This is a genomic window from Geovibrio thiophilus (assembly GCF_004087915.1).
Classification (GTDB): Bacteria; Chrysiogenota; Deferribacteres; order Deferribacterales; family Geovibrionaceae; genus Geovibrio; species Geovibrio thiophilus.
The window spans coordinates 515,213-534,211 of the sequence record NZ_CP035108.1; the positions used below are offsets into that span (position 1 = coordinate 515,213).

Below are 18,999 nucleotides of genomic sequence, written 5' to 3' on the forward strand. Positions count from 1 at the left end.
TCAGCTCACCGCCTGCATGTATATGTTCTCAAACTCCTTCTCGGGGACATCTTCCTTTTTTTGATCCAGAGTGAATTTTCCGCCTTTCACCACCACGATTCTTGAGGCAAGCTCGTAGCCTCTGGGGAGGTTGTGGGTTACCATCACTATGGTTTTTTTAAGGGAGAACTGTTCCTTGAGAATGCCGGTGAGAACGAGAGAGGCATGCTGGTCAAGCCCTGTGTAGGGTTCATCCAGCAGGATAATGTCGGGATCGTGCATAAGCGCGCGCGCTATGGAAAGCCTCTGGAGCATACCCCTTGAAAAGGTTCTGACTCTGTCGTGTTTTCTGCCGAGGAGCTCGACTCTTTTCAGCAGAAAATCCGCCCGTGCGTTGAGGTCTTTCAGCCCGTAGAGCCTGCCGTAGAAGACGAGGTTTTCCAGTGCGCTCAGGTTTTCATATAAAAAAGGCTGGTGAGAAATAACCCCGAAATGCTTTCTGAAGTCGTCCTTCATTTTCTTTATGGGCGTGCCCTTAAAAAAAATATCACCCTCACTCGGTTTTGTGAGGGTGGAAAGGATTTTCAGAAGGGTGGACTTGCCCGCTCCGTTAGGTCCGAACACGGACATGAAGTCACCTTCGGCAAGTTCAAAGGTCACACCCTTAAGTGCTTCGGTGTGACCGTATCTCTTTTTAACATTATCCAGCCTGAAAATAGGCTCAGGCATTTTTTCTCCTGCCGGTAACAGTGTAGAAGGCGCCTATGCACATAATGCCGCAGCCTATCCACAGCCATATAAGCAGAGGCTCATAGACCACCTGAATACCTATGTAGTTTTCAGGCTTGGAGTAGCTGGCGAGTATGAAGTAAAGGTCGCCCTTCAGCTTGGAGTAGATCGCAACCTCCGCCCATGCTTCCTCACGTTTGTTGTAGAAGCGTCTTTCCGGAGCGACGGTTACTATCTTATTACCGTTTTCCGTTACTGTAACAGGAGCGTAGACAGATGTAAAGTTCTGACCCTGATTTACGGTAAGCTCGCCCACGTGCATTTCATAGTTCCCGAAGGTAAAGCTCTCCCCGGGGGCGACCACATGCTCATCTTTAATGTTATAGAAGGACGAGGCGATGATTCCGTAAGCCATGATAACAACGCCAATGTGAACCATAAGACCGCCGTAGTGCCTGCGCTGGGTGAGCATCACTCTGGGACCGTTGTTTTTGACGGAGAGGACGATTCTTGTGATGATTGTCGCCAGAGAAAGGGTTGTAACGCCTGTGAGTATAAGAGGGATAGGCAGCGTGTAGCCTTTAACGTACATGATTACCATGGACGCAAGCGCAGCAATCACAGCGGGGATGATCTTTTTATAGAAGCTCTCCCCTGCCTCCTTTCCGAACTGCGCCATGGGGGCAAGACCAGCGAAAAGCAGTATCAGTATGAAGAAGGGTGTGGATACTTTGTTGAAGTAAGGGATGTTGACCGTAAGCTTGTTGCCCACAACGCCGAATATCCCCATTATGCCGTAGTACGCCTGAGATATAAGAGGCATGGTTGTTCCCACGAGGACAACAATCATGAGACCGAGGAAGAGCCAGTTTGCTATAAAGAACATGCCTTCCCTTGAGGAGAAGTGGAAGTCCTTTTCTTCGGGGTCTTTGTAAAGCTTAATGTTGGTTAAGAGAACAGCGAGGTAAGCCACTGTGGAGGCAATCATAAATACTATGAAGAAAGTGCCGAGGCTTGATTTCCCGAACGAGTGAACTGATTCAATAACGCCGCTTCTCGTGAGGAATGTGCCGAATATGCAAAGCAGGAAGGACGTCATAAGAAGTGTATGAGTCCAGATTTTCAGCTTGTTTCTCTGCTCGTATATGAGAGCGGAGTGGAGGTAGGCTGTGCCTGTTATCCAAGGGAGAAGAGACGCGTTTTCCACTGGATCCCATGCCCAGTAGCCGCCCCAGCCGAGCTCAACATAAGCCCACTGACCGCCGAGAACTATGCCGATGGTGAGGAAAACCCATGTGAAGATAGCCCAGCCTCTGCTTTCTTTAACCCAGAGGTTGGAGCCGTCGCTTGTCATCATGGAAGCGATGGCGTGCCCGAGAGGGACTGTGAAGCCCGCAAAACCGAGGAAAAGGGTAGGCGGATGATAGATCATTCCGGGGTTCTGGAGAAGGGGATTCATGCCCACGCCGTCCTGAGGGGTGAAGCCCAGCTCAGCGAAGGGATTGGTCACGAAACAGGTAAGGATCAGGAAAAAGGAAGAGGCAACGCTTATGACAAAGAGAACAGAGCTCTTGTATCTTGAATCGAAGTTCCTGAGCCTTATCATTTCTATAATGGCGAAGATGACAAGAATCAGAGCCCAGAACAGAAGCGAACCCGCCTGACCCGCCCAGAAAGCGCTGAGCTTGTAAGCAAGGGGAAGCGCAAGGTCTGTGTACTGCGCCACGTATTCGATTTTAAAATTGCTTGTGATAAGCGCCAGAAGAAGAACCAGAGAAGCAATGCCTATTGCCGTCGTCTGCGCTATGAGGAAATATCCTCCGATTTTATCGTAAATTTTGTTTTCACTTCTCATTCCGCTTAAGTAGAAATAAGAAGCGCCCGCGCCTGCTATCAGCGCAAGGAGCATAAACAAAAATCCTGCTCCGCCCACTGTTCACCTCGAAAATTTAAGATTTGCAAAACATCACCGTTAGGTTTTCGCCTTCTATAGACGAAAACCCGCCTGCCGCAATAAACTTTGCATAGTATACTAAGTTGATAAGGATTTGTATAAAAAGTTCTCTAAAGGATCGTTAAAATATAATAATTATCCTTTAGCCGCCTCTTCCTCAGGATCCACCTCGTATTTTGAGGGGCATTTTGTCAGAAGAGTTTTAGCAATAAACTTTTTGTTTTCAATGTCATAGTTGCCTTCAATGATAACGTGGATCTCTTCTTTGAAGGTGTCGGGGATGATGCCTTTGTAGTCAACGGTCATGACCGCTCCGCCCTCTTCAACGTCCATGATGTCGAAGACAAGATGTCTGTCTTTTGTGTTTTTGGTGATTGTTCCGGTGATTACCTCTCCGCTCACACGCATGCCCTTCTGGTTAAGTTTTTCAGGGTTATGAAGAACTTCGCCGACTGTGAGGTAGTACACGCCTTCTGATTTGAAGCCGCTGAAAAGCATGAATGAAATGGCAATGACAACAACCGCTGTAGCAACGAGAAATTTCTTGTTTTTGTTCATTGGCTGACTCCGTAACGTCTTGACTTTGATTTTATAATGTACATAATCCGACCGTTGATCAAGGAAAAAGTTTTGTAAAAGATATTAATGAAAGCAGATTTTACGGGCTTTTCAGTATCGTTTTAGCGTAATATCTGAATATAATATGTGCTCTTTAAGAACATTTCCCTTCGCCGTCTGTCTTTACCTGTGGAAAAAATGAGTATAAGGTAGTGATTATGAATGAAATAGGATTTATTACGGCTTTCACCGCGGGTGTGCTCTCCTTTCTCTCCCCCTGTGTGCTTCCTCTTCTCCCTGCGTATCTGTCTTTTATATCAGGGGAGACAATAGACACCCTCACGTCCGGCGAATCTAAAAAAGCCAGAGCGAAGGCGGTTCTGGGCGCTGTCTGCTTCGGACTGGGCTTTCTTCTTGTATTCGTGATTCTCGGAGCGAGCGCCACGGCGGTCGGCAAGGCGCTGGCACAGCATAAAATAATCCTCGGGCGGATAGCAGGGCTCCTTATCATTGTTCTCGGTCTGCATATGGCGGGGATTTTCCGTATAAACAGGCTGCTCGTGCAGAAAAAATGGAACTATAAGCGCAGGGCGGGGGCTCCGTTTCTGCTTCAGGCGTTTTTTCTGGGGATTGCGCTTGTTCTCGGCTGGTCGCCCTGTCTCGGACCTGTGATAGCGGCAATATTCGCCATGGCTTCCCAGCAGGAGACCGTGGTTCAGGGTATAGGGCTTCTTGTCACATTCGGATTAGGGCTTTGGATTCCTTTTCTTCTTGCCGCCCTTGCCGTCGGGCACGTGATTTCCGGCATGAAAAAGGCGGGCAGGATCGTAATGGTTGTGGAAAAAGTATCCGGCGCGCTGCTCATTATAATAGGCGTGCTTATGACGACAAACAGCATGGCTATGATGAGCGCCTATCTTGTCAGGTGGTTTCCGTTCCTCGGCAGCATTAACTTTTAGGTTCGTATCCGTTATTTTGTACTTTTTTTGGGTTCGATTTTATAATATATTACTTTGATTTTTTGGAATGAACGGATTTCCGTCCTAAAAATGCGGATAAGAGATATTTCAAATACAGTAAGGAGCATTTTTTATATGGCAGGACATAGTAAGTGGGCGAATATCAAGCACAGAAAAGCGGCTCAGGACGCCAAAAAAGGCAAAGTCTTTACCAAGGTTGCCCGTGAGATAACGGTCGCGGCGAAGGAGGGGGGCGGCGATCCGGATATGAACCCCCGTCTGAGGCTCGCTCTTGACAAGGCAAAGGCCGTGAACCTGCCGAAGGATAATGTTGACAGGGCTATTAAGAAAGGCACCGGCGAAGGCAATGAAGCCGCATATGAAGACGTAACTTACGAAGGCTACGGTCCGGGCGGCGTGGCTATTCTCGTTAAGACACTTACCGACAACAGAAACAGAACCGTCGCCGAAGTCCGCAGCACAATGACAAAAAAAGGCGGCAGCATGGGAGAGGCGGGCTGTGTCGCTTGGATCTTCGAGCAGAAGGGCATACTTGAGATAGCCAAAGACAGGGCGGACGAGGACAAACTTCTGGAAGAGGCTCTTGAAGCGGGAGCGGAAGACGTTGTGGATGACGGTGATGTTTTCGCTGTGCAGTGCGCGTACGCTGATTTCATGGATGTGAAGGCAGCTCTTGAAGGCAAAGGCTATGCCTTTGAATTCGCCGAAATCACCATGAAGCCTAAAAATACCGTTCCCGTAAATGTGGAAGACCTGCGCAAGATAATGAACATCACCGATGCCATTGAGGATCTGGACGATGTTCAGGAAGTTTACTCCAACTTTGAGGCTGATGACGATGTCATGTCCCAGCTTGAGGACTAATTGTCCCGTATAGTTATCGGGATCGATCCCGGGCTGAACTGCACAGGAGTGGGCATTGTGCGGGCTTGGCCGGGCAGGGTGGAGCATGTCTTCCACGGCGTGCTCCGCACCGACAGCAAAAGACCTCTTCCCGAGCGTCTCGGTGTTATATGCGCCGGGCTGAGGGAGATTGTGGGCGAATATAAACCGGAAATATCCGCTGTTGAAGATGTTTTCCAGTCGGTAAATATAAAAAGCGCCATGCTTCTCGGACAGACAAGGGGCGCTATAATTGCCACACTGCTCTCCTGCGGCATGCCTGTGAACGAATATACGGCGCTTCAGGTGAAGAAGTCTGTCGTGGGCTACGGCAAGGCGGATAAGGAGCAGGTTCGCCACATGGTGGAGGTTCTGCTCGGCATTAAGATGGGCAAAAGCCCGCTGGACGCGTCCGATGCGCTGGCTGTGGCTGTGTGTCTGGGGCTTGAGATAACCGGGAGGCGGTATTGATTTACAGAGTAAAGGGGAGGCTTCTTGAGAAACACCCCGATTTCGCGGTTATAGACACAGGCGCGATTGCCTTTAAAATAGGAATATCCATGCAGAGCTTCGCCACACTGCCCGATATAGGCGAGAAGGCGACCCTCTATACGCTTATGAATGTCCGTGAGGACGACATAAGCCTGTTCGGTTTCGTCACCCTTGAAGAGAAAAAGCTGTTCATCCTCCTCACCTCTGTCAGCAAGGTGGGTCCGAAGCTGGCTCTTGCGATCCTTTCGGGGCTTGATGTGAAATCATTTGAAAAGGCTGTGGTTTCCGGCGATGTGGTGAAGATCAAGGGGATTCCCGGGATCGGGCTGAAAACGGCTGAAAGGATAATCCTTGAGCTGAAGGATAAATTCGACCTCGTATTCAGGACAGAAGCCAAGCCGGACGACAATTCAGAGGATGTGGTCAGTGCCCTCTGCAACCTCGGTTACACCAGAAAAGACGCCGAGAACGCTGTCCGCACCTCATACTCAGGGGAAAACTCATTTGAAGAAAACCTCAAAAAAGCGCTGAGGGGACTTTCCGGATAGCTTAATTAGCTTATACATATATGTTTTATTTTATTTGTATTGACTTGCGGAGGTGGCGGGAATATAAACTCCGCATGCAAACTGTCGGATGTTCACTCAGGAACACAGTAGTTTCAGACCTCACCGCGGCACTTCCGGTTTCTCCGCCGCAAATATCAGCAATCTTTCACACTCTTTTTCAGGAAAAAATGCAGCCTTAAAAATTCAGGAGAATGTATGCGATTCATATCGGGATTGAAGCCTTTTCAGTTTCTTGTGTTGGGGTTTTTGTCGTATGTTGTTATCGGAACAGCATTTTTATCTCTTCCGATTTCTCAGGTCACTTGGGTAAGCACCATGGACAACCTTTTTAATGTTACATCCGCCGTTTCCACAACGGGGCTCAGCACCGTGGGTGTATCGGATTCCTACACCCTTTTCGGTCAGATAGTTATTCTGGTTTTGTTCCAGTTGGGCGGGATAGGCTACATGACTCTGACCTCGTTTATCATCCTTGCCAGAGGCAGGCAGCTGTCAGAGCTGAGAAACGGTGTACTCGGGACAGAGTTCAGCCTCCCTGCGGAGTTTAAGATCCACAGCTTTATTTTTCAGGTAGCTGTTTTTACACTGACAATTGAGCTTATCGGAACCATGATTCTGTTTATGGAGTTCAGGTCTGCCGGAGTGGATTCTCCGTTTTGGATGGCATTGTTTCATGCGGTGTCGGCGTTCACCACATCAGGTTTCAGCACTTTCAGCAACAGCATGGAGAGTTTTAAGGGCAACTGGGTGATATGTGTTACCGTCGGGGCGCTCTGCTATATGGGCTCGATAGGGTTTATTGTTCTGCATGACGCGTTTCTGGCGATAAAGAGCAAAGCGTACAGAATAACCTTCACATCAAAGGTTATTCTGGTCATTACAGCGCTGATCTTCTTTGTGTGTGCTCCTCTTTTTTACCTTTCAGAGCCTTCACTGCGCAGCACTGGTTTTTCGGAGGGTGTACTCATTTCCGCATTTCAGATCATGACAGCATCCAGCACCGCAGGCTTCAATACTGTGTCCATAGGCGGGCTTGCCCCCGCTTCGCTTACTCTTCTGATTATAGCAATGGTGATTGGCGCGTCTCCAAGCGGCACTGGCGGCGGAATAAAAACCACTTCGGTCTCGTCCTGCATAGGCATTGTTGTGAGCATTCTCAGGGGCAGAAGCTCTGTAACCTTTTTCGGGCATTCAATTCCCAACGTAAGACTTATGACGGCGGTTGCTTCCGTATCGGTTTATCTCGCAGTGCTTGCGGCAGGTGTCTTCATGCTGAGCATCACGGAGAAGCAGGAGTATATAAAGCTGGTTTTTGAAGCTGCATCCGCTCTGGGTACGGTAGGCTTGAGTATGGGGATAACCGGGGAACTCAGCGGTGCGGGAAAAATGATAATAACATTTCTGATGTTTGCTGGAAGGGTTGGACCTCTCACCATCGGGCTTTCTCTTTTCCACTCAGCCAAGGAAGCGGGAAAGCCTAAGAAGAGCGATCTTGCCGTGTAGTTTTAACGTCTCTTCCGTTACTGAGCGCAGCGGAAGAGACATATCTTTTTATTCAACCTTTTCGCCGGTTTCCGAATCCACAAGGTGGAGCTCACCGTTCGTTATGCCGATGCCGACTTCAAGGCAGCTGTAGACGAATTCCTCAAAGCTCATGCCGTTTACTTCGCAAGCCTGATTGATTTCGTCCATAAATTCTTTTTCCATGGCAAATGCCATGCTCACCATATTCTCTTCATCAATTTCCTGATCATGGTCGTGGCTTCCGCAGCCGCCGCTTCCGCATCCGCATTTGTCGCTCATGCTGTCTCCTTATATAAATCCGGTGAAATTATCTATCGTTCCGGTTAATGAGTCAATATCGAACTCTTTTGCATCTTTTGCAAGTTTTTCTGCCCAGTTTTTCAATTCTTTTATATTTTCCTTTTCAGCAAGTGCCAGAGCAAGGGCGGCGAAGCTTTCCATATCGCTTATTACAAACCTGCGTGAAATTTGCTGCCATCTGGCGTGCAGCTCGGTTCGTATTATTTCCCGCTGTTCAGGGGTTATTCCTGCGCCCGGGGCATGCTCATGTCTTTTCTCCGGCTGCTTGACCCTGTGTTTAATAAAGACTTTCAGCGCATCTGTAAGTTCTGATGAAATTATGGGCTTTTTTACATATGCCGCACAGCCGCAGGCGAAAGCCTCTTCCATTCTGTCGCTGAGAACATCTGCGGAAACAGCGATAATGGGTATGTGCGCCGTCGCGCTGCTGCCTTTGAGCATTTTCGCCGCCGCATAGCCGTCCGTTCCGGGCATTTTCATATCAAGCAGTACAATGTCAGGCATATGTTCAGAGGCTTTTGCAAAAGCCTCCTGTCCGTTTTCAGCCTCAATGAAAGTGAAGGGATGCTCCTTCAGAAGCAGACGGATCAGGAAGCGGTTGTGGGGGCTGTCGTCCGCGATGAGAATCCTTGCCGGTTCAAAATGCACTGCTCCGCTGTCTGTTTTTTCCGGACGGGGCTGATCACAGATCCTGATATTACCGAATTTCACGGTGAAAAGCGAGCCTCTGCCCTTTATGCTTGATACACTCACAGTGCCGTTCATAGCCTCAGTGAGCTTTTTGGTGATGGCAAGTCCCAGCCCTGTTCCGCCGTATCTGGCGTGATCCTGTCCCTGCTGCTGGGCGAAGTTTTCAAATACCGCCTCAAGCTGGCTTTGCTCTATCCCCATGCCGCTGTCCTCAACGGTTATAGTCACTGAGCGGAGATTGCCTTCTGCCGCTTCCTCCCTGCATGATATTTTGATAAAGCCGCTGTCGGTAAATTTCACTGCGTTTCCCACAAGGTTGAAGAGTATCTGCCGAAGCCTGATGCCGTCAAAGAGAATCTGCCTGCTGCAACCGCCCGTGTCCAGAATCAGTTTAAGCCCTTTTCTTTTGACTGTTTCAGAGAAGATGTTCACCGTCTCGTCAACAACTGCGCATATATTAAGCGGCACGGGGTTTATATCTATCCTGCCGGATTCTATTTTGGAGAGGTCAAGCAGGTCGTTGATAAGCTTCATAAGTGTTTCGCCGCTGTCCTTAATGGTGTTCAGCAGGTTTGCGTGTTCGGGCTCGTTTATGTCCCTGCTAAGAATTTCGGCGAAGCCGAGGATAATGTTCATCGGTGTGCGTATTTCATGGCTGATATTGGCGAGGAATTCGCTTTTTGCCCTGTTTGCCGTGTCCGCCGCTTCCTTCGCCGCCCTCAGTTCCTCTGTACGGCTTACTTTCAGCAGGTTGTCGTGATAGCGGGCAAAGAGAATGTTGAGGGATTCTGTGAGCACACCCAGCTCATCCTTGGCGTGTCTTTCGGATATGTTGATGCTGTATATGGACTGGCTTGAGGGGTCGGCTCCGGCGAGCTTCTCGGCTATTTTCTGAATCTGTCTTACAAGGGTGAGGTGGAACGAGACAGCGTAAAGCAGCGAAAGCACGGCGGTCACAAGAAATGTGCTTATGAAAACTGTTCCCGCGTGGGACGCGAAATCCTCAGAGATATTTCTGATATTCGGCTGTATTTCGGCGTAACCGGCGTAGTGCCAGTTTTTGCCGTAAATCAGGGGAAAACGGAAAGACATTTCCCCCGTGTACATTTTTTGAATAAGGATGATGAAATAGCCTGCTTCCGTGCTCCGTGCCTCACTTTCGGCGAGAACCTCATTTTTATCATTTACCAGAATGACCTTTTTGACTATTCCAGCCTCCACCAGCCCGTCTGTTATGCCCTGAGCAAGACTTTTGTTTCCGGTGACGAGGGCATGCCCCGCAGTCTGCGACATCATGGAGGTCATTTTTTCGAGGCGGCTTTTCACACCAGCCTGCTCCTTCCTGAAATCGAACCACAGCAGAACTATGCTGAGCAGCAGTCCCAGCGTGAAAGCAATGAAAAATGTCATCTTTGCCTGTTTATACGGCAGGCTTTGGGTAAATTTAACTTTCATAACCCATGATCAGACAGAACCGGTAAATTATCAATATAAAAGTGTATGTTAAAGGGTGTTTTCAGAGTTTAATTACTGTCCGTCCGGCTGCTCTCCCTGTGAGCATGGCTTTTATTTTTTCATCCAGTCCGCCTAGGTCTGTTTCCGCTGTGAGTTCATTGAGTCCTGCGGGTTTCCATTTGCCGCCGAGCCTGCTCCATGCCTTGATCCGCCTGTCCTTCGGGCATTCTACCGAGTCGATCCCTATGAGGCTTACACCCCTGAGTATGAACGGAAAGACGTTCAGCGGGAGCTCAGGCGACAGCGCGAGCCCGCAGCAGGAAACAGCGCCGCCGTATTTCACCGATTTTAGCATGGACGCGAGGGCGTTTCCGCCGAGAACATCTATCCCGCCGTCCCACATCGGCTTCATCAGCGGTTTTTCCGAACCTGCGGTGAAATCCGCGGATGATATTACGCTTGCCGCACCGATGGACCTGAGGAAAGGCTCAAGCTCCGGCTTGCCTGTCACGGCGCACGGGGAGAAGCCTTCCGCCGCGAGTATGGAGAGAGCTATGCTGCCTACTCCGCCTGTGGCTCCGGTTACGGCGATTTGCCCGCCCCTCAGCCCCATATGGAGCAGCCCGTCTGCGCAGAGTGCCGCTGTAAGCCCCGCTGTGCCGATTGACATGCTCTCTTTCATCGTCAGTCCGGCAGGCAGAGGCAGAACCCAAGCAGAGGGCACACGGATGTATTCACCGAAGCCGCCCGGAGTGTTCATTCCGAGGTCATAGCCAGTGACTATAACCATGTCGCCCTCTCTGAAACTGCCGTCTGTGCACTTTGCCACTTCCCCTGCGGCGTCTATGCCCGGCGTGTGCGGATATTTCTTCGTCACTCCCTTGTTGCCGGAGGCGGAGAGGGCATCCTTGTAATTCAGGGATGAGTAGCGCACACGGATCAGCACCTCTCCGGCGGGAAGATCATCTGTGCTGCGCTCGGTAATGCGTCCTGAATATGTGCCGTCCCCGTTTTCCGATGTCACGTAAGCCCTGAATCCGATGCCCATATGCTCCTCCGTCAGTAAGCCATTTTAAGAATGGCAAGTACGTCTTTTGATTTAAGCTTTTTAAATTCACCTATTTCGCCGAAGCGCACAGCGCCTTCTGCCATTTTCCGCAATGAATCTTCTTCGACCCCTGTCTCAGAGAGCCTTGCGGGCAGACCTACGGAGTTATAGAAGGTTCTCAGGCGGTCGATCCCCTCAAGTGCGGCGGCTTTTTTATCTGCGCTTTCCGCAACGCCGAAAACGTTTACGGCGAGATTGTAAAACTTGTCGGTATTATTGTCGTCCATCACGTACTTCATCCAGTTGGGGAAAAGGATCGCAAGCCCTGCCCCGTGGGATATATCAAAAAGTGCGCTCACTTCATGCTCAATGGAATGGTTTGCCCAGTCTCCTTCCCTGCCGAGGGAGAGGAGGGTGTTCAGGGCAAGGTTCCCCGCCCAGAGGATCTCGGCTCTGGCTGTGTAGTCGTTGGGTTTTTCCATTACGATCGGCGCATATTTCAGGCAGGTTTTAAGCAGAGCCTCCGCCAGCCTGTCCTGAGTAAAAGTGTCCGGCGTGGGTGAGAAATACTGCTCAAAGATGTGACTCATTATGTCGGCTATCCCCGCCGCCGTGTGGAAGGGGGGGACGGAATAAGTGTACTCGGGATCAAGAACGGAAAACTTAGGCCAGAGAATGGGTGAATACACAGCCAGTTTCTGCTGAGTTTCGATATTTGAGACAACTGCGTTTCCGTTGGACTCCGAACCCGTGGCGGCGAGAGTGAGCACCGTTCCGATGGGGATTGCTTTATTGATCGCCGCTTTGCGCAGAAAGAAGTCCCACGGGTCGCCTTCATAATTGACAGAGCCGGCTATAGCCTTGGCGCAGTCTATCACGCTGCCGCCGCCGACGGCTAGGATGAAGTCTATATTCTCCTCCCGGCATATGCGGACGCCTTCACGCACGCTTGTAATGCGGGGGTTGGGCTCAATGCCTCCCAGCTCGGTATAAAAAAGCCCTCTGTCGGTGAGCTTGTCCGTGATGGTCTGAAAAAGTCCTTCCCGTTTAATCCTTTTGCTGCCGTAGCAGATGAGAACACGGGTAGCCCCGTATTTTTCTATCTGTCTTCCCAGAACCTTTATCTGGTTTCTGCCGAAGAAAATTTTTGTGGGAATATTAAGGGTGAAATTGTCCATTCGGTGTCCTCCGTAATACTATAAGGATAGCATTTATACGGATTGGTTCAAGCCCCGTGTTCCCTAATTGCCTTTACTGTGTGCGGATATTCTGGTATTAATCCGTTTAGAGGGCGCTATGAAGAAAAACATAGGAAAAATATTAATAAAAGTAATCATGGTTCTGCTGATTCTCGGTCTTGTGGGGAGGGCGGTTTATGTTCTCAGCGGGGCTGAGGGCGGACACCTGCCGGAAAATACCGTTGCGGAACTCTCCATAACCGGAATAATTTATGACGCGGACGGCATAATCGAATCGTTGGAAGAGCTTTCTAAAAATGAGAAAGTCAAAGGCATAATCCTCAGGGTGAACAGCCCGGGCGGAGTTATCACCCCTACTAAGGAAATTTTCGATTATATCCAGACAATCAACAAGCCTGTTTACGCCTCCATGGAGAGCGTGGCGGCTTCCGGCGGATATTATGTCTCCGCGGCGTGCGACCGCATATTCGCCATGCCCACCACAATCACCGGCAGCATAGGGGTTATCATGCAGCTTTCCAACTATGAAAAGCTGATGAACACCATCGGCATAAAAAACTTTGCCCTGAAAAGCGGTGAGTTTAAGGACATAGGCTCTCCCGACAGGGAGATGACCGATGCGGAGAAAGAGATTCTCATGACCACCGTTATGGATATGTACGAGCAGTTTATAGAGGATATTCAGAAACGCAGGAACATGGATGAGGCGGTGCTCAGGGCTCAGGCGGACGGCAGGGTATTCACCGGAAAGCGCGCTTTCGATATGGGCTTCGTGGACAACCTCGGCAGCAGAAGAGACGCTTTTGAAGAGATGAAAAACGAACTGAAGCTTGAGAATGTTGAGCTTCGGAGCTTCGATAAGGAACTCACTGTCTGGGATAAATTCTTCGGCAGCTTCAAAGGGGTCAGCTTATCCGGCGGAGCTCACTTCATGTATCTGTACAAAGGATATTGACACATAAGCACCTCACGCTCCCGTGAATGAGAGTGAGGTGCGCACACTGAGCCGCATTTACTGCTGTGCGGCTTTCTTCTTTCCATCTTCACATATATGTTTTCTTGCATGTCTGAATGCCTCCGCCAGTGTGGGGAAAATATGCTGTTGAGGCAGGTATCCGCTTATCTCAAGATCCGTGAGCCTTTCTTTCAGCGCGTCATTAGCCACTATCATGGCTATTATTCCGCTTTCCTTTATGTTCACAAGCATTTCCGTGAGGGCGAAAAATCCCGAATAGTCGATGAACGGAACCTTTGAGCAGTTGAAGATAACCACCTCATTATCCAGTATCATTCCCACTTTGCCCACTACCTGAGTGGCGGAGCCGAAGAAAAACGGACCGTTTACATCCACAACCCTTATCAGGTGTCTGCCGTTCGGGGACGCGCCGCAGGGGGCGGTATCGTCTATGTCCAGATCTATGTCGTCCACCTGAGTCTGTGTCTGTTTGGCAATGCGGTAGGTGAGAAGAACGGAAGCCGCCACCAGCCCCACGCCGACAGCCACAATGAGATCCACGAATACAGTGAGAACAAGCACTATAGACATCACGGCTATGTCGTGTCTCGGCGCCTTCTTGATTATTTTCAGGAAGCGGTAATCGACAATATCGAACCCAACCTTGATAAGTATTCCCGCCAGAACCGCGAGAGGAACCTTCTCCGCCTGCTCGCCGAAGCCGAGAACAAACCCCAGAAGCAGCAGGGCGTGGATAACGCCGGATAGTCTTGTCGTTCCGCCTGATTTGACATTTATCACAGTGCGCATCGTCGCCCCTGCCCCGGGTATTCCCCCTGCCAGAGCGGAAAGCATGTTTCCCAGCCCCTGTCCGAAGAGCTCCTTGTCCGGCTTGTGCTTTGAGCGGGTCAGTGAATCGGACACAAGAGAGGTGAGCAGGCTGTCTATGGAACCGAGAACGGCGAGGCTCAGCGCCGTGGTTACTATAAAAGTAAGCTGCGATATGGAGAATGCAGGCATATGAAACGAAGGCAGACCGGACGGAATATCGCCTATTACCGCAGTATTAAATCCCATGATGCCTGCAAAAGCGGTTACTCCTATGAGGGCAATGAGCGGTGAAGGGAAAACCCGTGTGATCTTTTTAGGCGTGAGAAAAACTATTGCTAAGGTGATAAGCCCAAGAGCGAGATCAGGAATATGAAAGTCAGTAAAAATCCTGTCCGCTTCGGCTACGGCGATGAGCGGCGAACGGACACTCTCCGCCCCTGTGAGCGGATGGATCTGGAGAAGGATTATTATGATGCCTATTCCCGTCATGAAACCGGAGATCACCGGATAGGGGATGTAGCGTATCAGTCCTCCGACACGACAGAAGCCGAGAAGCATCTGGAAAACGCCGCCGAGGAATATGATGGTGACCACAAAGGTCATATCCCCGTGATAGAGGGCGACTGCGGAGGCGGTGACCACTGTCATGGGTCCTGTGGGACCTGAGATCTGAACGGGAGTTCCGCCGAGGAGAGCCGCTGTGAGCCCCAGAATTATAGCGCCGTAAAGCCCCGCCTGCGCGCCTGCTCCGCTTGCCACGCCGAAAGCCAGCGCAAGGGGGAGGGCTATAACCCCTGCGGTTATTCCTCCGTACAGATCCCCCGCCAGTCTTTTTGTATAGTCTCTCTTCCTCATCCGGTTAAGCCCGCCTGTATGTGAACCTTATGCAGTAAGCGTATGCGGTTTTATGAACTATATCTTATAATGAAATTGTCTCTGTTTGCGTCCTCCGTGTCAATCTGTTTTCAGGGGAAAGTTAAAAAAATACTGCTGCTGCATAAGCTGTAAATTAATTACATTTAACTAATAATAAAATTAATAGAGAGGCTGTTTATGCTCACGAGTCTTTACTGTTGAATATACCCCGTATGTTGACATATACTTGCCTATTGTGCACTGAACGGAGGGATGATGTTTTGCAGGATTTTTTCCGCCCATGTGGCGGGGATTGAGGGTGTTCTCATCGAGGTTGAGGTGGACACGGCAAATGTCGGTCTGCCGTCTTTCAGCATGGTGGGGCTGGCTGAGGCGTCCGTCCGTGAAAGCCGTGACAGGGTGCGCTCTGCCCTCAAAAACATGGGTTTTTCCATATTCAACAAGCCCATAACGATCAACTTCGCCCCCGCCGATTTCCGCAAGGAGGGCACAGGGTTTGACCTTCCGGTGGCAGTGGGGCTTCTGAAATCCGCAGGACACATAGAGGCGGATACGGATAAGACTCTTTTCATAGGCGAGCTCTCGCTGGACGGCAGGCTTCGCCCTGTGAGCGGGGTTTTGTCAGTAACTTACGCCGCCCGTGAAAAAGGCTTCGACACCGTAATCCTGCCGAAGGAGAATGTCGCTGAGGCTTCCCTCGTCAGCGGAATCAGGATAGGCGCCGCCGAGAGCCTTTCGGAGGTGCTTGCGTGGCTCGGAGGAAACGGAGGGGTGAGCTTCGCCGAAAATACCGGAGCCGCACAGCGCAAATTCAGCGAGCAGATGCACGATTTCAGGGATGTGAAGGGGCAGTTTACCGCCCGCCGGGCTGCGGAGGTCGCGGCGGCGGGGATGCACAATATTCTCATGATAGGACCTCCGGGGAGCGGAAAGACCATGATAGCCCGCAGACTCCCGGGGATTCTGCCTCATCTTGATATGGAAGAGGCTATAGAGACGCTTAAGATTCACTCCGTGGCGGGACTGGTCAAAAATGTCTCCGACATAAGCTTTGAGCGCCCGTTTGTCTCCCCCCATCATACAAGCAGTTCTGTTTCCATAGTGGGCGGAACCTCCCGCGCCAAGCCCGGGCAGGTGAGCATCGCCCACAACGGCATACTGTTTATGGACGAGTTTCTGGAGTTTAACCGCAGCGTGCTTGAAACCCTCCGCCAGCCGATGGAGGATAAGGAGGTTACTGTCGCCAGAGCGGACAGGACTGTGAAATATCCCGCCTCCTTCATGCTTGTCGCCGCCTGCAATCCATGCCCCTGCGGATATTACGGAGATTCCAAGCGAGAATGCTCCTGCGCCCCGTCTCAGGTGCAGAAATACCGTGCCCGTCTCTCCGGTCCCCTGCTGGACAGGATAGACATACACATGGAAGTTAAGGCTGTTGACCTGAAAGAGCTGGCAGGGCTTGACGACGGAGAGAGCTCCGAAAGCATGAGGGAAAGGGTGATTAATGCCCATAATGCGCAGAAAGCCCGCTTCAGGGATGAGAAGATAATGCTCAACTCCCAGATGGGCGAGAAGCAGATTAAAAAACACTGCAAGCTGGACGACAGGAGCATGAAGCTTCTGGAAAATGCCTGCGACAGGTTCGGGTATTCTGCCAGAGCATATTCCAAAATACTCAAAGTCGCCAGAACGCTTGCCGATATGGAGAATAGTTCTGATATTCAGTCTAAACACGTACTTGAGGCGCTGCACTACAGGCTTCTGGACAGAGAGAGCTGAGTCGGGACAAATTGCGTGTATGACAGTCTTTTTTCATTAAAAACCATATGAATCTCACTAATTATTAACAAGGAAATTATTTTTATTAATAAGCCATATGTCTATGTATGTTTTCCTGAAATGTGATAATATGAATCATAATTAAGTACTAGGGATTAACTTGGAATCTGATAATGTGTTTTTAAGTGAAAATGTTCTTTTTGAGCTGCTTGACCATTCCTTTGAAAAAGCATCCGCGCCCCTTATCTGGCAGTCTGAAGACGGCGGTATTCTGCGGGTTAATGATGCCGCCGCCGCTTATTTCGGCTACACAAGGGAGGAGATGGTCGGGATGAACGCTGCCGGGCTGAGTCCTGATCTGGACGCTGATGCCCTGAGGACGGAATGGAGCGAAATACTCCGCAGCGGGAGTATCTCCCTGTGCGCACGTCACATATGCGCAGGCGGGGAAATCAAACACGCTGAAATAGTCAAAACCCTTGTGACGGCTGGAAACAGTGAGATCTCCCTTGTGACAGTGGAGAATGTCAGCCCGCTTAAGCAGAAAACCGATGAGATCCAGTTCCTTTACGAAATAATGGACATGTCAAACGATGCGATCTTCGTGATAAGACCGTCGGACGGCAGGGTTATGTACGCCAATGAGAAGGCGTGTGTGAGTCTTGGTTATTCTCCGGAGGAGCTGAAAGGCATTCCTCTGGACTATTTCCGTATGTCATCAAAGGACTGGGGAGAGTTCGCACCTTATCTCAGCAGGCTTTCCGAAGCGAACGGCAACATGCTTTACTGTGCCCATAAACGGAAGGACGGTTCGGTTTTTCCTGTGGAAACAAGCCTTAAATCATTCATACGCGATAACGAGAAATATAATATAGCCGTAGTCAGGGATATAAGTGAGAGGCTCCGCTTCTTCAAAGAGATGGAGGAAAAAAACACGACACTTGAAAAGCTTAATGACAGGCTCACCGCGGAAGTCGTGGAGAGAACCATGGAGCTCCACTTCACCGAGGAAAAATACGAGACATATGTCAAAAACGCCCCCGACCCGATTTTTTTTACCGATGAAAAGGGGAGACACAAGGACGTTAACGAGGCATTGTGCCTTATCACCGGCTACACAAGGGAGGAGCTGCTCTCCACAGGGATCTTCGGGCTTGTGGCTGAGGACAGTCTGCGTGACGCTGAAAGCGCGTTCAAAGAGATGCGGAAAACAGGCAAGGCTTCCGTGTCGCTCAAACTTGCCAAGAAAAACGGCGAGAAGTTTTACATCTACCTGAATATTGCCGAAGTGGAAGGCGGGGTTTATATGGGCATCTGCAAGGATGTCACCCGCAGTGTTCTCCTTGAGGAGGCGCTCAAGAAGCTTAACGAGGAGCTGTCCGAGCGTGTGCGTGAGGAAGTGGCGCTCAGGCAGAAGCAGGAGGGCTTTCTTTTCGAGCAGAAGAAGCTTGAGGATATGGGGCTTCTCATAAACGCCATAGCTCACCAGTGGCGTCAGCCGATAAACGCGCTGATACTTTATATTCAGGATATTATGGACACCTACGAATCCGGCGAGCTGTCGGGGGAGTATATACACACCTTTGAAACTGTGTGCAAGGATCTGGTGATCCACATGTCCAAAACAATTGATGATTTCCGTACATTTTTCGCTCCGGACAAAACCAGAACCTGTTTTGACGTGGCGGCGGAAATGGTCAGGCTTATGAAGCTTCTCCGTGTTCAGCTCCATGACAGGAAGATAAGCTACCGCATTTACTGCATATGCGCTGACAAGACGCACGACTGCACGGAGGATGCTGTGATGGATGACTGTCCGGGCGGAAGGGCGCTGGTCTGCGGTTATCTGGATGAGTTCAAGCAGGCGCTGATGAACATTGTCTACAACGCAGTGGACGCCATAGAGGAGAACTTCGCCAAGGGCATTGTGCAGAAGGGATTCATCAGGATCGAAATTGAGAATACGCCCGGTCATGTTGTTCTGCGCATAAAAGACAACGGAACGGGAATCAGCCCCGAGAAGCTTTCAAAGGTTTTCGACCCCTACTACACCACAAAGGAGGAGGGCAAGGGAACGGGCATAGGGCTTTATATGGCTAAGATGGTCATAGAGAAGCACAACGGTGGCAGGATAAGCGCCGGCAACGCTGACGGAGGCGCTTTTTTTGAGATACTCATTCCCAAATCATCCGGATAGAT

At 50.2% G+C, this 18,999-nt stretch carries 16 protein-coding genes; 8 read left to right on the forward strand and 8 right to left on the reverse strand.

The annotated features are described in order from the left end of the window. The 3 genes from EP073_RS02520 to EP073_RS02530 form a co-directional block, all read right to left on the reverse strand. The gene (locus EP073_RS02520) at positions 1–708 is read right to left on the reverse strand and encodes an ABC transporter ATP-binding protein (RefSeq protein WP_128465597.1); all 708 of its coding nucleotides are present in this window, start codon (positions 706–708) and stop codon (positions 1–3) included. Further along, positions 701–2,617 (reverse strand): heme lyase CcmF/NrfE family subunit, encoded by a 1,917-nt coding sequence (locus EP073_RS02525; protein WP_241654034.1) that lies wholly within the window; start codon positions 2,615–2,617, stop codon positions 701–703. Before EP073_RS02525 ends, EP073_RS02520 begins: the two co-directional genes overlap by 8 nt. A 180-nt stretch (positions 2,618–2,797) precedes the next feature. Next, complete coding sequence (locus EP073_RS02530; RefSeq protein ID WP_128465599.1) at positions 2,798–3,220, reverse strand: cytochrome c maturation protein CcmE; 423 nt, start codon at positions 3,218–3,220, stop codon at positions 2,798–2,800. A gap of 218 nt (positions 3,221–3,438) precedes the next feature. Here EP073_RS02530 and EP073_RS02535 point away from each other — a divergent pair, with 218 nt between their 5' ends. The 5 genes from EP073_RS02535 (at position 3,439) to EP073_RS02555 (ending at position 7,646) form a co-directional block, all read left to right on the forward strand. Beyond that, entirely contained in the window at positions 3,439–4,179 is a 741-nt protein-coding gene (locus EP073_RS02535) for a cytochrome c biogenesis CcdA family protein (RefSeq protein WP_128465600.1), read from the forward strand. A gap of 135 nt (positions 4,180–4,314) precedes the next feature. After that, on the forward strand, positions 4,315–5,064 hold the full coding sequence (locus tag EP073_RS02540) for a YebC/PmpR family DNA-binding transcriptional regulator (RefSeq protein ID WP_128465601.1): 750 nt from the start codon (positions 4,315–4,317) through the stop codon (positions 5,062–5,064). Then, entirely contained in the window at positions 5,065–5,553 is a 489-nt protein-coding gene (ruvC, locus tag EP073_RS02545; protein WP_241654035.1) for a crossover junction endodeoxyribonuclease RuvC, read from the forward strand. After that, entirely contained in the window at positions 5,550–6,122 is a 573-nt protein-coding gene (gene ruvA / locus EP073_RS02550; protein WP_128465602.1) for a Holliday junction branch migration protein RuvA, read from the forward strand. The genes ruvC and ruvA overlap by 4 nt, the downstream gene beginning before the upstream one ends. A gap of 216 nt (positions 6,123–6,338) precedes the next feature. Further along, positions 6,339–7,646: a TrkH family potassium uptake protein gene (locus tag EP073_RS02555; RefSeq protein WP_128465603.1), complete on the forward strand. Its 1,308-nt coding sequence runs from the start codon at positions 6,339–6,341 to the stop codon at positions 7,644–7,646. A gap of 48 nt (positions 7,647–7,694) precedes the next feature. On the opposite strand, the gene EP073_RS02560 is transcribed toward EP073_RS02555, so the two are convergent. The 4 genes from EP073_RS02560 to EP073_RS02575 all read right to left on the reverse strand — a co-directional run bounded on the left by EP073_RS02560 (position 7,695) and on the right by EP073_RS02575 (position 12,338). Beyond that, entirely contained in the window at positions 7,695–7,946 is a 252-nt protein-coding gene (locus EP073_RS02560; RefSeq protein WP_128465604.1) for a hypothetical protein, read from the reverse strand. 9 nt (positions 7,947–7,955) lie between these two features. Next, complete coding sequence (locus EP073_RS02565) at positions 7,956–10,067, reverse strand: ATP-binding protein (RefSeq protein WP_164885247.1); 2,112 nt, start codon at positions 10,065–10,067, stop codon at positions 7,956–7,958. A gap of 106 nt (positions 10,068–10,173) precedes the next feature. Next, on the reverse strand, positions 10,174–11,160 hold the full coding sequence (locus EP073_RS02570; protein WP_128465606.1) for a YhdH/YhfP family quinone oxidoreductase: 987 nt from the start codon (positions 11,158–11,160) through the stop codon (positions 10,174–10,176). 11 nt (positions 11,161–11,171) lie between these two features. Next, the gene (locus EP073_RS02575; RefSeq protein WP_128465607.1) at positions 11,172–12,338 is read right to left on the reverse strand and encodes an iron-containing alcohol dehydrogenase; all 1,167 of its coding nucleotides are present in this window, start codon (positions 12,336–12,338) and stop codon (positions 11,172–11,174) included. A gap of 118 nt (positions 12,339–12,456) precedes the next feature. Here EP073_RS02575 and sppA point away from each other — a divergent pair, with 118 nt between their 5' ends. After that, the gene (gene sppA / locus EP073_RS02580; protein WP_128465608.1) at positions 12,457–13,314 is read left to right on the forward strand and encodes a signal peptide peptidase SppA; all 858 of its coding nucleotides are present in this window, start codon (positions 12,457–12,459) and stop codon (positions 13,312–13,314) included. Positions 13,315–13,371: 57 nt separating this feature from the next. Here sppA and EP073_RS02585 read toward each other — a convergent pair whose 3' ends face one another. After that, positions 13,372–15,000, reverse strand: coding sequence for a SulP family inorganic anion transporter (locus EP073_RS02585; RefSeq protein ID WP_128465609.1), 1,629 nt, complete (start codon positions 14,998–15,000; stop codon positions 13,372–13,374). A 273-nt stretch (positions 15,001–15,273) separates the two neighbouring features. Here EP073_RS02585 and EP073_RS02590 point away from each other — a divergent pair, with 273 nt between their 5' ends. Both EP073_RS02590 and EP073_RS02595 read left to right on the forward strand, forming a co-directional pair. After that, complete coding sequence (locus EP073_RS02590) at positions 15,274–16,800, forward strand: YifB family Mg chelatase-like AAA ATPase (RefSeq protein WP_241654036.1); 1,527 nt, start codon at positions 15,274–15,276, stop codon at positions 16,798–16,800. A 160-nt stretch (positions 16,801–16,960) separates the two neighbouring features. Further along, positions 16,961–18,997, forward strand: a complete 2,037-nt coding sequence (locus EP073_RS02595) for a PAS domain-containing sensor histidine kinase (RefSeq protein WP_128465611.1) — start codon at positions 16,961–16,963, stop codon at positions 18,995–18,997. Positions 18,998–18,999: the final 2 nt, after the last annotated feature.

Excerpts from the sequence above, each read along its gene's own strand:
- EP073_RS02520 (WP_128465597.1), bottom strand. The coding sequence starts at position 708 with ATGCCTGAGCCTATTTTCAGGCTGGATAATGTTAAAAAGAGATACGGT.
- EP073_RS02525 (WP_241654034.1), bottom strand. The coding sequence starts at position 2,617 with ATGCTCCTTGCGCTGATAGCAGGCGCGGGCGCTTCTTATTTCTACTTA.
- EP073_RS02530 (WP_128465599.1), bottom strand. The coding sequence starts at position 3,220 with ATGAACAAAAACAAGAAATTTCTCGTTGCTACAGCGGTTGTTGTCATT.
- EP073_RS02535 (WP_128465600.1), top strand. The coding sequence starts at position 3,439 with ATGAATGAAATAGGATTTATTACGGCTTTCACCGCGGGTGTGCTCTCC.
- EP073_RS02540 (WP_128465601.1), top strand. The coding sequence starts at position 4,315 with ATGGCAGGACATAGTAAGTGGGCGAATATCAAGCACAGAAAAGCGGCT.
- EP073_RS02555 (WP_128465603.1), top strand. The coding sequence starts at position 6,339 with ATGCGATTCATATCGGGATTGAAGCCTTTTCAGTTTCTTGTGTTGGGG.
- EP073_RS02560 (WP_128465604.1), bottom strand. The coding sequence starts at position 7,946 with ATGAGCGACAAATGCGGATGCGGAAGCGGCGGCTGCGGAAGCCACGAC.
- EP073_RS02565 (WP_164885247.1), bottom strand. The coding sequence starts at position 10,067 with ATGACATTTTTCATTGCTTTCACGCTGGGACTGCTGCTCAGCATAGTT.
- EP073_RS02570 (WP_128465606.1), bottom strand. The coding sequence starts at position 11,160 with ATGGGCATCGGATTCAGGGCTTACGTGACATCGGAAAACGGGGACGGC.
- EP073_RS02575 (WP_128465607.1), bottom strand. The coding sequence starts at position 12,338 with ATGGACAATTTCACCCTTAATATTCCCACAAAAATTTTCTTCGGCAGA.
- sppA (WP_128465608.1), top strand. The coding sequence starts at position 12,457 with ATGAAGAAAAACATAGGAAAAATATTAATAAAAGTAATCATGGTTCTG.
- EP073_RS02585 (WP_128465609.1), bottom strand. The coding sequence starts at position 15,000 with ATGAGGAAGAGAGACTATACAAAAAGACTGGCGGGGGATCTGTACGGA.
- EP073_RS02590 (WP_241654036.1), top strand. The coding sequence starts at position 15,274 with ATGATGTTTTGCAGGATTTTTTCCGCCCATGTGGCGGGGATTGAGGGT.